General features: G+C 58.3%; 8 protein-coding genes. 6 read left to right on the plus strand and 2 right to left on the minus strand.

Annotated elements, in window-relative coordinates; all coding sequences use genetic code 11:
• Positions 1-2: 2 nt before the first annotated feature.
• Positions 3-1,991: a proton-conducting transporter membrane subunit gene (locus I2E69_RS11140; protein ID WP_195461280.1), complete on the minus strand. Its 1,989-nt coding sequence runs from the start codon at positions 1,989-1,991 to the stop codon at positions 3-5.
• Between the two features lie 20 nt (positions 1,992-2,011).
• Positions 2,012-2,725, minus strand: a complete 714-nt coding sequence (locus I2E69_RS11145; RefSeq protein WP_195461281.1) for a 16S rRNA (uracil(1498)-N(3))-methyltransferase — start codon at positions 2,723-2,725, stop codon at positions 2,012-2,014.
• Positions 2,726-2,854: 129 nt separating this feature from the next.
• Here I2E69_RS11145 and I2E69_RS11150 point away from each other — a divergent pair, with 129 nt between their 5' ends.
• From I2E69_RS11150 to I2E69_RS11175, 6 genes are all read left to right on the plus strand, one after another.
• Positions 2,855-4,969, plus strand: a complete 2,115-nt coding sequence (locus I2E69_RS11150; RefSeq protein WP_229095465.1) for a M3 family metallopeptidase — start codon at positions 2,855-2,857, stop codon at positions 4,967-4,969.
• Between the two features lie 76 nt (positions 4,970-5,045).
• On the plus strand, positions 5,046-7,127 hold the full coding sequence (locus I2E69_RS11155; RefSeq protein ID WP_195461336.1) for a M3 family metallopeptidase: 2,082 nt from the start codon (positions 5,046-5,048) through the stop codon (positions 7,125-7,127).
• A 138-nt stretch (positions 7,128-7,265) separates the two neighbouring features.
• Positions 7,266-8,231 carry a hypothetical protein gene (locus I2E69_RS11160; protein WP_195461283.1) on the plus strand — a complete coding sequence of 322 codons (966 nt, stop codon included), beginning with the start codon at positions 7,266-7,268 and terminating at the stop codon, positions 8,229-8,231.
• A gap of 462 nt (positions 8,232-8,693) precedes the next feature.
• Entirely contained in the window at positions 8,694-9,230 is a 537-nt protein-coding gene (locus tag I2E69_RS11165; RefSeq protein WP_195461284.1) for an RNA polymerase sigma-70 factor, read from the plus strand.
• 75 nt (positions 9,231-9,305) lie between these two features.
• Positions 9,306-10,295, plus strand: coding sequence for a FecR family protein (locus I2E69_RS11170; RefSeq protein ID WP_229095466.1), 990 nt, complete (start codon positions 9,306-9,308; stop codon positions 10,293-10,295).
• 196 nt (positions 10,296-10,491) lie between these two features.
• Positions 10,492-13,926 carry a SusC/RagA family TonB-linked outer membrane protein gene (locus I2E69_RS11175; protein WP_195461285.1) on the plus strand — a complete coding sequence of 1,145 codons (3,435 nt, stop codon included), beginning with the start codon at positions 10,492-10,494 and terminating at the stop codon, positions 13,924-13,926.

Raw genomic sequence — 13,926 nt, forward strand, 5'->3', positions numbered from 1 at the left:
CTTTATATCATGTTAAATACCGACAACAGGAACACCAGCCCCAGGAAGGCCAGTGCGAAGAGGATGTAATGGTTGATCTTGCCCGTGCGCAGGCGCATCACGCGCTGGTTGATCATACGCAGCAGTTCGACCCACCAGGCGGAGAAGAGTTTGCCGATGCGGTCGCGGTGGCCGATGTCGAACGTGTGGGCCGCAGGGAAGATTTCGCCCTTGCCCACGGGGGAGCCTTCGCCGCTGTTCTGGGTCAGCGACGTGGCGATGGACTGCAACCCTTCGGAGAAGGATTCGCCCGTGTACTGCATCCTCACGTTGGGCGCGGTGAAGCCGCAGCCCCAGGTGGGGCCTTTGGCGACGGTGCGTGTGCGCAGGGTGCGGCGGCGGAGCCAAAGCAGCAGGCATACCACGGCAATCAGCAGCCATGCCGTGCGTCCTACGGCGGAGAGCGTGGGCGAGAGCAGCCAGTCGGCGGCGTCGGCAGGGGTGCGGAGGAAGAAGCCTGCGGCGCGGGTCACGGCCGAGACGGCCGCCCGGGGGAAAAGCCCGACGAAGAGGATGCCTGCGAGCGGCAGGGCCATGGCGGCGATGCGGAAATTGTCGGCTTCGGTCGATTCGGCGACCTCGTGGGTGCGGGGCGAGCCGAGGAAGACCGTGCCGTAGAGTTTGGTGAAGGCCATGACGACGAGCCCGCCGATCAGGGCCAGTGCGGCCAGTCCGGCGGCGGAGGCCAGCACGTTGCTGCCCGAAGCGATGCCGTCGAGCATCCCGAGGTAGATGAGCAGTTCCGAGATGAAGCCGTTGAGGGGCGGCAGGGCGCAGATGGCCACGGTCCCCGTGAGGAAAAGGATTGCCGTGAGGGGCATATGCTTCGCCACTCCTCCCAGCGCATCGAGCGACGTGGTGCGGGTTTGCGAGAGGAGGTTGCCCGCGCCGAAGAAGAGCAGGGTCTTGAACAGCGAGTGGTTGAGCGTGTGCAGCAGGGCGCCCGCGATGCCGCACAGCGCGACGAGCTGGTTGCCCGATGACTTACCCAGCGCGGCGATGCCGAGGCCGATGAGGATGATGCCGACGTTCTCGATCGACGAGTAGGCCAGCAGGCGCTTTACGTCGTTTTGCAGGACGGCGAGGATCACGCCCCAGACGCCCGTAACGATGCCTACGGTGAGCAGGATCACCCCTGCGGTGTGCAGGGCGGGCTGTTCGCCCAGCGCAGCCGTGACGCGCAGCAGGCCGTAGATGCCCGTCTTGATCATCACGCCCGACATCAGGGCCGAAACGTGGGACGGGGCTGCGGGGTGTGCTTCCGGGAGCCAGACGTGCATCGGGAAAAGGCCCGCCTTCATGCCGAAGCCGAGGAGGAAGACGATGAGCAGCGGCAGGGCCGGTTCGGTGCGGAAATATTCGCCCAGCGCGCTGAACGAGGCGGCGCCGCAGACGGCGTCGAGCCGCACGAAACCCACGATGAGCAGCACGAAGCCGATGTGCATCATGATCAGGTAGGAGAGCGCCGCACGCCGGACCTCGCGACGCTGGGCGTCGAAAAGGATCAGCAGGAACGACGCCACGGTCATCAGTTCCCAGAAAAAGAGGAACGAGAAGCCTCCGTCGGAGAGGACCACGCCCAGCATGGCGTAAAACATCACCACCAGCGCCGTGTAGTGCAGCGAGATGTGGGCCGGGGATTTGCTTCGGAGGTAGTGCTCGAGGTAGCCCCGCGAGTAGAGCACTGCGGAGACCGCACCGACCGAAATGATTAAAACGAACAGCGCCGAGAGGCTGTCCATCGAGCCGGTGTCGCCGCCGAAAATCGTGCCGGGGATCGACCACAGCAACTCGTGGGCGGTTCCGGCGAGCACCCCGACGGCATGCGCCGAGCACGACAGGGCTCCGACGGCCGTGAGGGCCAGTGCGGTCCAGACTTTGGACCGCAGCGGCGCGGCAAAAACGGCTGCCGCCACCACCCCCAGGGCGAGAAGTGAATAGAGAAAAAACATATTTCGCAATTATTGTATTCCTAACCGTTGACCACCGCTGCCATGACCACAGCCGTGAGGGCCGCGGTCTCGGTGCGCAGGCGTTGCTGCCCGAGGGTGATCTCTTCGAAACCGTTTGCCAGCGCAAAATCGATTTCCGCAGGTGAAAAATCGCCTTCGGGACCGATGAAAACCAGGGCCGCCTCTCCCGGACGGAGTGTCCGGGCCAGGTAGGCTTTGCCGGCGGGCGACTGGGCCGGGGCGCAGTGGGCGATGAACTTCCGGCCTTCGAACGGGCGCAGCACCGCTTCGCGGAAGGGCGTGAGCGGTTCCAGCAGCGGCCGGTAGGCTTTGAGCGATTGTTTGAGCGCCGCGGTGACGACCTTTTCGCCCCGTTCGGGTTTGAAGACCCGGCGTTCGCTGTGTTCCGTTTCTAACGGGATGAACGCCGTGACGCCTACTTCGGTGGCTTTTTCGAGAAACCATTCGAAGCGGTCCGAGTTTTTGGTCGGCGCGACGGCCATCGTCAGCGCGTAGGGCAGTTTTTCGAATCCGGCTTCGGTGCTGACAACCCGCACGGTACAGCGTTTGGGGTTGTCGTCGGTGATTTCGCAACAAAATAAATTGCCCCGTCCGTCAGTTATATGAATGCGCCCGCCACGCTGGAGCCGCAGTACTCGGATGCAGTGTTTCGACTCCTCCTCGCTCAGCGTATGGAGCGGGGGAACGATGTCCGGCGCGTAAAAGAGTTGCATGTTGGAGACGTATTATTTATTTTATTTACAGATTTTTATTATAACTTTGTCAAATAATGCGCGACAAAGTTACATAAAATAACACGATCGATGAAACGTATCACCGCTTTATTAACACTTTTTCTGGCTATGACATTCGTATCCTGCAAGTCCGGGAAAACCGTAGGTGAAAATCCATTTTTCTCTGCCTGGGAAACTCCCTACGGCGTGCCGCCGTTCGATAAGATCGAACCCGGGCACTTCCTGCCCGCGCTCGAACGCGGCATGTCACTGCACGAGGCCGAGATCGACGCCATCACGTCGAACAACGACGCCCCGACGTTCGAGAACGTCATCCTCGCCTACGACAATTCGGGGAAAATGCTTTCGCAGGTAGAGTTGATTTTCGGGATGCTCTGCGCCGCGGAGAATACCCCGGCCATGCAGGCGCTTGAGGAGCAGGTGATGCCCCTTATGGCGGCGCACAGCGATAAGATCCGCCTCAACGAAAAACTTTTCGAACGCATCCGGGCGGTTTACGACCAGCGCGCCGCGTTGGGTCTCGACGCCGAACAGAGCCGCCTGCTGGAGAAGACCTACCGCGATTTCGTACGTGCGGGAGCGCTGCTCGACGCGGAGCAGAAGGCGCGCCTGAAGGCGATCAACGAGGAGTTGTCGCTCACGTCGGTGAAATTCGGACAGAACATCCTGGCCGAGAACAACAACTATGCGCTGGAACTTACGGCGGCCGACCTCGACGGGGTTCCGGTTTCGGCCCGCGATCAGGCCCGCGACAAGGCCGAGGCGATGGGGCGGAAGGGTAAATACGTCTTTACGCTGCACAAACCCAGCCTGATCCCGTTCCTGACCTATGCTTCGAAGCGCGAACTGCGCGAGGAGATTTACAAAGCCTATATCAACCGCTGCAACAACGGTGACCAGTACGACAACAAGCAACTGATCAACGACTTCATCCGCCTGCGTACGGAGAAGGCCCACCTGCTGGGTTATCCGTCGTACGCCGCCTACGTCGTGGCCGACCAGATGGCCGGAACGACCGACGCCGTGTACGGCCTGCTGGAGGAGATCTGGACCCCGGCGCTCGAAAGCGCCAAGGGCGAGTTGTCCGAGATGGAGGCGTTGTTCAAGAAGGACTTCCCCGACGGCGAGTTCGCTTCGTGGGACTGGTGGTATTACGCCGAGAAGGTCCGCAAACAGAAATATGCGCTCGACGAGGAGATGCTGCGGCCCTATTTCTCGCTGGAGAACGTGCAGGGAGGCATTTTCTTCCTGGCCAACCGCCTTTACGGCATCACGTTCCGGCCGATCGTCGTGCCGCTGTACCACCCCGACGCCACGGCTTACGAGGTGCTCGATGTCGACCAGTCGCACCTGGGCGTACTCTATTTCGACTACTTCCCGCGCGACGGCAAGAGCCAGGGCGCCTGGTGCGGCAATTATGTCGAGCAGACTTACGAGGACGGCAAGCGTGTGGCGCCCGTGGTGTCGATCGTCTGCAACTTCACGCGCCCGGTGGGCGATACCCCCGCGCTGCTGACGCTCGACGAGACCGAGACGCTGTTCCACGAGTTCGGACATGCGCTCCACTTCCTGTTCCACGACGTGAAGTACCGCGGCCTCACGGAGGTCGAAGGCGACTTCGTGGAACTGCCTTCGCAGTTGATGGAGAACTGGGCGTTCGACTCCGAAGTGCTGAAGCAGTATGCCGTTCATTACCGCTCGAACGAGGTGATCCCGAAATACCTGGTCGAAAAACTGCACCGCAGCGAACTCTTCAACCAAGGGTTTATGACGACCGAACTGATCGCTTCGTCGCTTTCGGACATGGATATCCATTCGATGACCGAGTATGCGCCTTTCGACCCGATGGAGTTCGAGCGCAAGTCCCTGACCGAAAAACGCGGACTGATCCCGCAGATCGAGCCGCGCTACCACTATCCCTATTTTTCGCACATCTTCGACGGGGGCTACTCGGCAGGCTACTATTTTTATACGTGGGCCGAGGTGCTCGACAAGGATACGTTCGAGGCTTTCCGCGAGAGCGGCGACCTGTTCAACAAGAAGATCGCCGACGATTTCCGCCGCAAGGTGCTCGCCCGCGGCGGTTCGGAGGACGGTATGACGATGTACCGCGATTTCCGCGGCAAGGACCCCGACAAGAAAGCGATGCTCCGCAGCCGCGGCCTGCTGGACGAACCCGAACCGTCCGATGAAGACGCCGCGCCCGCTGCCCCCGAAATCTGACCTGTAACCCATCGAGAAGAAACCGCATAACTGATATAAAATGAAAAAAGCACTGGTAATTATGGCATTTTCCGCTATGGCGGCAGGCTGCGCCGACAATTCGATCCCCAAAGCGCAACTGCCCGAACTTGATCTGTCGAATCCCCTCCTGGCGGCGTGGAATACGCCCCACCAGACCCCGCCGTTTTCCGAGATCGAACTTTCGGACTATGAACCGGCGTTCGACGCTGCGATCGCCTGCTCGCGCGCCGAGGTGGATGCGATCGTCAACAACCCCAAAAAGCCGACCTTCGGCAATACGATTGTGGCGCTGGAGCGCCAGGGGGAGTTGCTGAACCGCATTTCGGGCATTTTCTTCAACCTGCTCGAAGCCGACACGTCGGACGAAATGCAGGAGATCGCCCTGCGTGTGCAGCCCAAACTGACCGAGTTCTCGAACGACCTTTCGCTCAATCCCGAGCTGTTCGCCCGGGTAAAATATGTTTACGAGCATCCGGGACGCCTCAAAAAAGAGGATAAAAAGCTGCTCGAAGACACCTACCAGGGTTTCGCGCGCAGCGGTGCGGCCCTGTCCGATGCCGATAAAGAGCTTTACCGCAAGTACTCCTCCGAACTCTCGGCGCTGACGCTCCAGTTCGGGCAGAACGCACTGGCCGGAACCAATGCCTTCACGCTCAACATCACCGATCCGAAGGTGGTGGCCGAACTGCCTGCTTTCGTGAAGGAGGGTATGGCCGCCGATGCCAAGGCCCGCGGCGAGAAAGGCTGGACCGTGACGCTGCAACAGCCCAGTTACCTGCCGTTCATGACCTATTCGTCGAACCGGGACCTGAAAGAGAAACTCTGGCGGGCCCGCAGTACGATCGCGCTGGGCGGCGAGTTCGACAACTGCGAAAACGTGAAAAAGATCGCCAACACGCGTCTGAAAATCGCCAACCTGCTGGGTTACAAATGCTATGCGGATTATGTGCTCGAACGGCGCATGGCCGAGAACACCCCGACGGTCAATGCTTTCCTCGAAGAGTTGCTGACGGCGACCAAGTCCTATGCCGATGCCGACTACCGCATGGTGAGCGACTACGCCGCATCGCTCGGCTTCAAAGGACAACTGATGCCCTGGGACTGGTCTTACTACACCGAAAAATACAAGGATGAGAAATATGCCCTGAACACCGAGTTGGTGAAACCTTACCTGAAACTCGAAAACGTGAAGAAGGGCGTCTTCATGCTGGCCAACAAGCTCTACGGGCTGAATTTCACGCCCAACGACAAGATCGGGGTTTACCATCCCGACGTGACGGCTTACGACGTGACGGACGAGAGCGGCCGTTTCATGGCGGTCCTCTACCTCGATTTCTTCCCCCGCGAATCGAAGCGTTCGGGGGCGTGGATGACCGAGTTCCGCGGCGCGAAGATCGAAGACGGCGAGGAGACCCGTCCGCTGGTGTCGCTGGTGATGAATTTCACCAAGCCGACCGAAACGGCCCCCTCGCTGCTGACGTTCGATGAACTGGAAACCTTCCTGCACGAGTTCGGCCACGCCCTGCACGGCATGCTGGGCGAGGGCAAATACGAATCGCAGACCGGAACGAGCGTATACCGCGACTTCGTGGAGCTGCCTTCGCAGTTGATGGAGAACTGGGCTACCGAGAAGGAGTTCCTCGACCTGTGGGCCGTGCATTACGAGACCGGGGAGCCGATTCCCGCCGATCTGGTCGACCGCATCGTCGCTGCGCAGAATTACCTGGCTGCTTACAGCAATGTCCGCCAGTTGTCGTTCGGCCTGACCGACATGGCATGGCATACGCTCACGGAGCCTTTCGAAGGCGACGTGGTGGAGTTCGAAGCTGCTTCGATGACCCCGACGCAGGTACTGCCCGTCGTTCCCGGAACGGCGATGGCCCCCTCGTTCGGACATATCTTCTCGGGCGGTTATGCGGCCGGGTATTACGGCTACAAGTGGGCCGAGGTACTCGAAGCCGACGCCTTCTCGCTCTTCAAGGAGAAAGGCATCTTCAACCGCGAAGTGGCGTCGTCGTTCCGCGAGAATGTCCTCTCGAAGGGCGGCACGGAGCATCCGATGGAGCTCTACGTGCGTTTCCGCGGCCACAAGCCCGAAACCAAAGCCCTCATCGAGAAAATGGGACTCGGAAAATAACGAATCCGCATGCTGTCAGCAAAGGAGGGCCCGCGGGCCCTCCTTTGCTTTATCCCCGGGGTGGAACCGCAAATTGCTGTTTCCGAATTATTTTTCGTATCTTTGCAAACTGGGAAGAGAATTTTTTTGACTACACCTATGCTTGAAAAATCGAATGCAGCATTGATCGAGGCGATCCATGCACATACGCCGCACCATTCGAATCCGGCCGTGATGCTCATGGATATCCTGAATATAGGCCGCGAAGCTGCTTACCGCAGACTGCGCGGCGAAGTGCCGTTCACCTTCGGCGAGGCATGTCTGCTGTGTGCAGAAATGCACTTTTCGCTCGACCGGGTATTGGGGCTGGCGGCAACGGAGAACGTGTCGTTCCAACTCAAATTCAAGGAGTTTACATCGCCGCTCGAAACCTATAACGAGATCTTGGAGCGTGACATCGCCTTTATGCGCGAAGTGTCGTCGGATCCCGTGACCGAATTCGCAACAGCCAGCAATTCGCTGCCTGCGGAATTTTACGGCAAATACGAGAATCTGAACCGTTTCAAACTCTTCAAGTGGCTCTACCAGCACGAGGTGGGCGATCCGGCGGTGAGGACCTTCGAGGAGTTGAAACTCCCCGAAAAACTGCAGCGCAACTGCCAGGAATATGTCGTGTGGGCGCAGTCGGTCGCGACGACCTACCTGATTTTCGACGACAGTAATTTCATGCACTGGCTCAACGCCCTGCGTGCATACCGGGAGATGCACCTGATTTCGCCGGAGAGCGTCCGGGTGCTGCGGGACGAGTTGTTCGGGATGCTCGACGAAATGGAGAAACTGGCCGTCAACGGGGAATTTCCGAACGGGAACAAGGTCTTCCTGTACCTTTCGGATATCGACCTCGAATCGTCGTACAGCTATGTCACGACCAGTAAACACCAGGCCGTGAACATCGGGTTGTTCTCGCTGAACGGGCTGCGGACGCCCGATCCGCAGATGTATGAATATGTGAAAAAATGGATTAAGACCCAGAGCCGGTTTTCGACGCTCATATCCGGCAGCGGAGAGCTGCGGCGCATCCACTATTTCAAGCGCCAGCGCGAAATCGTCAGTTTGCTGGGCTAAGGGCGGAGGGTTCGTACAGGTACAAAAAGAAAGGGGAGGATTTCCCAACCCTCCCCTCCGAAGCTTCCGGATGTGCGGAACATAGTTGCGTCACTGTTTAGCAATCCTTCCAACTTCTGTGGGCGTCACTACATGCAAACTGAATTCTTCATAGTCCCTCTCGGAACTGATACAAACGTACTCCATTTCATCGGAAGAACCAAGTCGGAAAACGAAATATTTCATCGTGTTATGTTCTAATTTCGTGGATAAAATTTTTTGTTGCATCTTAGTTTTCGAAATGCGACGATCCCGTGTCGGCTATTTTCGATATTCGAAACAAACGCTGTTTTTTCGTCCCGAATTTCGAAATGCGCTTTTTGTAGGATGCTCCGGTGAAAAAAGACTAAATTTTGCACAGACTGTAACCAAGTAGTAAAAAATTATTACTTTTACCCCGCCTGTTCATGTTCGGCGATTTCCATGGAAGACGAAAGAATACTGCTTGAAAAACTTGCCCGCGGCGACCGTGCGTCGTTCGACGCTCTCTATATGAGGTATGCGGCGAAGACGGAGGAATTCCTGTGCCGCATGCTCAAGGACCGGGCCGAGGCCGAGGACATCACCCACGACCTGTTCCTGAAAATCTGGCAGAACCGCACTTCGATGGCTGGCGTTACCGTGTTTGGCCCTTATCTGTTCCGGATGGCCCGCAATGCCGTCTACGACCGTTTCGACAGCCGTACGGTGCGGATGAACTTCGCCAAACAGGTCAATTTGCTGCCCGAATACGAATTGCCCGACGTGGACAACCGCGACCTGCTGCTGCTGATTCAGTTGGCCGTGGAGAAGATGCCCGGGCAGCGCCGTCGTATTTTCCGCATGAGCCGTGAGGAGGGAATTGCCAACGAGGAGATTGCCCGGCAGCTCTCGATCAGCATCCGTACGGTCGAAAACCAGATTTCGAGGGCCCTCTCCGAGCTGCGCAAACTCGTCACACTGATCCTGTTCTTCATCTAAAAAAAACTTTTTTGTTTTTCAGGCGTGCGTATCGTACGCTCAAACCGTCTTATCTATGAAACGGGAAAGATTGTTATGTCTGTAAATCGAGTAAAAAACATTATTGAGACCTTCCTCGGCAACGATATGCCCCGGGAGGTGCAGCAGCGCTTCGCGGGCTGGCTGCGCGATCCTGCCTCGCGCGACGAGAAGGAGCGGGAACTGGAAGCGTATTGGAACGGACTCCATGTCGAAGAGCATGCGGGCCGGGAGCGCAAACTCGAACGGCTCCACGAGGCGATGCGCCGCGACGAGAGGTTCCGCCTGCGCCACATTCGGCGCATCGTAGCTGCTGCGGCCGCCGTACTGCTGTTCGCGATCGGGGCAAACTACGTCGTCGTGAAAAATTACCTGCAAACGAAAGTGCAGACCAATATCGTGACTTCGGCCCACGACAAGGGCGAGTATATGCTGCCCGACGGTACGCAAATCTGGCTCAATGCCGGGAGTGTGCTCCGTTATTACGGCGACCTGAAAGGACGCCGCAGGGTGGTGGAGCTCAGCGGCGAGGGATTCTTCAAGGTACGGCACGACGCGGAACGTCCCTTCATCCTGCAGATGAACGACATGAATATCGAGGTGCTCGGTACGGAGTTCGACGTGATCAACTACGAGGAGTTCGCCACGACGGAAGCGATCCTTTGCAGCGGCAGTATCCGCGCTTACGGCGGCCGCCTGCCGGCGCCCGTGACGCTGAAACCCGGCGACAGGCTGGTTTTCGACAAGAAGAGCGGCCGGGCCTCGCGCTCGGCGGTTTCGACGCAGAACTACTCGCAGTGGATGGGCGGCTCGCTGTCGTTCGACGATACGCCGCTGGGCGATATTCTCACCAATCTCGAACGCTGGTATGCCGTCGAGATCGACGCGCCGGACGAGTGGGTGCAGCACGTACGCATGTCGTTCAAACTGGACCGCAAGGAAAATATCGAGGAGATACTCAAAGCCATGTCGCTCGTCGTGGAGATGGACTATGTCTGCGCCGGGCGTCACATAACGATCATTCCCAAACACCCGAAAAAACAATAAAAATACGCGCCTATGTAGAAAGGACCTGGACTTTCCCGCTTTCACATCCGGAACACCGACCCCGTTCCGGGCCATTTTTACCATCACCTAAATTACAAACCCATGCGTAAACTTATCCAAGCCAAAATCCTTGGTGTAGCCCTGCTATTGCTGTTACTGGCCACGGGAGGACGGGCCCAAACTCCCCCCCCCCACGGTGAGCATCACTAAGGATAATGTCTCTATCGAGCAGGTTCTAAAAGAGATAGAGCGACTTACCAATTACACGTTTTTCTATAACAACGGCGATTTCGACCTCAAACGGATCGTTTCCGTCTCGGTTGTCCGCAAGCCCGTGGCCGATGTGGTGCGCGAGATGCTGCCCGACTGTTCGTGCCGTTTTGAAAACCGCCGCATCATCCTCGTCAAGAACGCTGCGCCCCAGCGCCAGACGGTGAAGGGCGTCGTCAAGGACGAGAAGGGCGCGCCCGTGATCGGTGCGACGGTGCTGCTCACCGACGCCGGGCAGACCCGTGGCGTTTCGACCGACCTGAACGGTAATTTCACCCTCACGGTTCCGGCCCTTACGCCCGAAGCCTTGATCGAGGTGTCGTTTATCGGTTTCGACTCCTACAAATCCACCGTCGGCAGCCGCACGTTCTTCGATGTGGTGCTGACTTATGCCCAGCAGAGCATCGACGAAGTGGTCGTGGTGGGTTACGGCGTGCAGAAGAAGGCCAACCTCACGGGAGCCGTGGCAACCGTATCGCAGAAGGAACTGAAAGACCGTCCCGTGTCGAACGTGGGCCGCGCCTTGCAGGGCGTAATCCCCAACCTCAACGTGACGCTCTCGTCGGGCCAGCCCGGAGCCGGAGCCACCTACAACATCCGCGGTACGACCTCGCCCAACGGCGGTAACCCGCTGGTGCTGATCGACGGCGTGGAAACCTATCCCGACCGCATCAACTCGAACGACATCGAGTCGATCACCGTCCTGAAGGACGCTTCGTCGGCCGCCATCTACGGCGCCCGCGGAGCCTTCGGCGTGATCCTGATCACGACCAAGAGCGGTAAATACAACGAGAAGGCCGAGGTGTCGTACAACGGCTATTTTTCGGTGTCGAGTCCCACGACTTCGACCGACTACGAGACCCGCGGCTACTATTCGGCCAAGATCGCCGACTTCTTCATGATGTCGACGCAGAATACGCCCTACACCTCTTATACCGATGCCGATTACAAGGCCCTCTGGGAGCGGCGTAACGACAAGACCGAGAATCCGGCGCGTCCGTGGGTGATTACCGACAAGCGCAACGGCCGCCAGCAGTATGTCTACCTGGCTAACTTCGACTGGTACAACTACCTCTACGACGACAGCCGCCCGACGTGGGACCACAATATCAACATCAAGGGCGGAACCAAATCGCTGTCGTACATGGTCAGCGGGCGCTACTACCAGCAGAAAGGCGTCAACCGCATCGAGCCCGACATGTTCAAGTCCTATAACTTCCGCGTGAAGCTGCAGGCCGAGATCAAACCGTGGCTGACCATCGCCAGCAACACCAAGTTCTTCCAGTCGAACTACAAATATTACGGTTACGAGGACGAGTACAACAACTTCCGCAAACCCACGCTGCATGCGCTGGCGTCGTTCGTGCCGGTGAATCCCGACGGAACGGCCGTGTCGCACACGTCGGTGACCAACTCTTCGACCCACTACCTGATGGACGGTTACAGCGCCATGATGCAGAAGGGAAAGAGCTTCGGCAACAAGAAGACACAGGAGATCACCACGACGTTCGAGGCCACGTTCAAGCTGCACAAGAACTTCAACGTCAAGGCCGATTTCAGCTATACGCAGGGTTACCTGCACAACGACTACCGCAGCGTCAATGTCCAGTATTCGCAGTATCCGGGCGAGGTGATGACCGAACCCGAGGGCAGTTTCCCCAATAAATACAAGGAGGTCGTGTGGGACCAGAACTACTACGTCGCCGATGTCTACGGAACCTACAACAAGTCCTTCAACGAGAAGCACAACCTGACGGTTATCGGCGGTTACAACTACGAAGCCAAGTATTTCCGCGACCTTACGGCGGCTAACGACGGCCTGCTGTCCGAGGATCTTTCGGACTTCAACCTGGCCAAGGGAACCAACAACTTTACGCTCAACGGCGGGCGTAACGAGTATGCCATCATGGGCTTGTTCTATCGTGTGGCTTACGATTATAAAGGCAAGTACCTGGCCGAGGTCAACGGCCGTTACGACGGTACGTCGCGCTTCCCGCGCGGCAAGCGTTACGGCTTCTTCCCCTCGTTCTCGGCAGCTTACCGCATCAGCGAAGAGGCTTTCTTCGAACCCCTGCGCAAGACGGTCGACAACCTCAAGATACGCCTTTCGTACGGTTCGCTCGGCAACCAGCAGATCGGTTACTACGATTTCATCCAGACCATCACGACCAAGGGTTCGATGAGCGATTACTCGTTCGACGGCACGGCGCTCGGGCAGCATGCCACGGTGAGCGATCCCGTGTCGGGCGACCAGACCTGGGAGAAGGTCGTTTCGAAGAACCTCGGACTCGACCTCAATATGTTCAGCAACCGTCTGTCGCTCACGGCCGATTTCTACATCCGCGATACGAAGGGTATTCTCGGAACAGGCAAGAAGCTGCCTTCGATCTACGGTGCTACGGAGCCGCAGGTCAACTCCAGCGACCTGCGCACGAAGGGTTACGAACTGGTGCTCGGCTGGCGCGACTCGTTCAAACTGGCGGGAAGCACCTTCAGCTACGGCATTACGGGCTCGTTCTCGGACTATACGGCCAAGTATACCAAGTGCGACAACCCTTCGGGGCTGATCAACCAGCCTTATGTGGGCCAGAAATACGGCGAAATATGGGGCTATAAGGTCGACGGACTGTTCCGCACCGACGAGGAGGCTGCCGAATACGCTTCGCGGATCGACCTCTCGACCGTGGCGGCGGGTTACTACTCCGCAACGGGCGCTTACGGCAAAGGCGTGCGCGCCGGCGACATCAAGTACCTCGACCTGGACGGCAACAACATCGTCAACGGCGGTGCGGGTACGCTCGACGATCCGGGCGACCGCCGTGTGATCGGCAACTCGTCGCCCCGCTACCAGTACGGACTCACGCTCAACTTCTCGTGGTATGGATTCGACTTTTCGGTGTTCATGCAGGGCATCGGCCGGCTGGACTGGTATCCCGGCGCGGACAACCTGCGTTTCTGGGGCCCTTACAGCCGTCCCTATGCGACGTTCATTCCCAAAAACTTCATGAGCCAGGTGTGGAGCGAGGACAATCCCGACGCTTACCTGCCGCGTGCCCGCGCCTACACGTCGCTCAATGCGTCGTCCGGTACGGCTTACTATACCAACGACCGCTATCTGCAGAACCTGGCTTACTGCCGCCTGAAAAACCTTACGGTCGGCTACACGATTCCCAAGCGGCTGACCTCGAAGGTCGGCATCAAGGAGTGCCGCGTCTATTTCAGCGGCGAGAACCTTGCTACGTGGAGTGCCCTGAAAAACGATTTCCTCGATCCCGAGCAGGCTGCTGCTGACAAGGACAAGAAGTCGAACGTCTATCCCTGGTGTAGGACCTACTCCGTGGGCCTGAACTTAACCTTCTAA

Origin of the sequence: Alistipes sp. D31t1_170403_E11 (assembly GCF_015553985.1) — a bacterium.
Taxonomy (GTDB): domain Bacteria; phylum Bacteroidota; class Bacteroidia; order Bacteroidales; family Rikenellaceae; genus Alistipes; species Alistipes montrealensis.

Coding starts and splice junctions, on each gene's coding strand:
- I2E69_RS11165 (WP_195461284.1), top strand. CDS start 8,694: ATGGAAGACGAAAGAATACTGCTTGAAAAACTTGCCCGCGGCGACCGT.
- I2E69_RS11150 (WP_229095465.1), top strand. CDS start 2,855: ATGACATTCGTATCCTGCAAGTCCGGGAAAACCGTAGGTGAAAATCCA.
- I2E69_RS11155 (WP_195461336.1), top strand. CDS start 5,046: ATGGCGGCAGGCTGCGCCGACAATTCGATCCCCAAAGCGCAACTGCCC.
- I2E69_RS11160 (WP_195461283.1), top strand. CDS start 7,266: ATGCTTGAAAAATCGAATGCAGCATTGATCGAGGCGATCCATGCACAT.
- I2E69_RS11145 (WP_195461281.1), bottom strand. CDS start 2,725: ATGCAACTCTTTTACGCGCCGGACATCGTTCCCCCGCTCCATACGCTG.
- I2E69_RS11140 (WP_195461280.1), bottom strand. CDS start 1,991: ATGTTTTTTCTCTATTCACTTCTCGCCCTGGGGGTGGTGGCGGCAGCC.
- I2E69_RS11170 (WP_229095466.1), top strand. CDS start 9,306: ATGTCTGTAAATCGAGTAAAAAACATTATTGAGACCTTCCTCGGCAAC.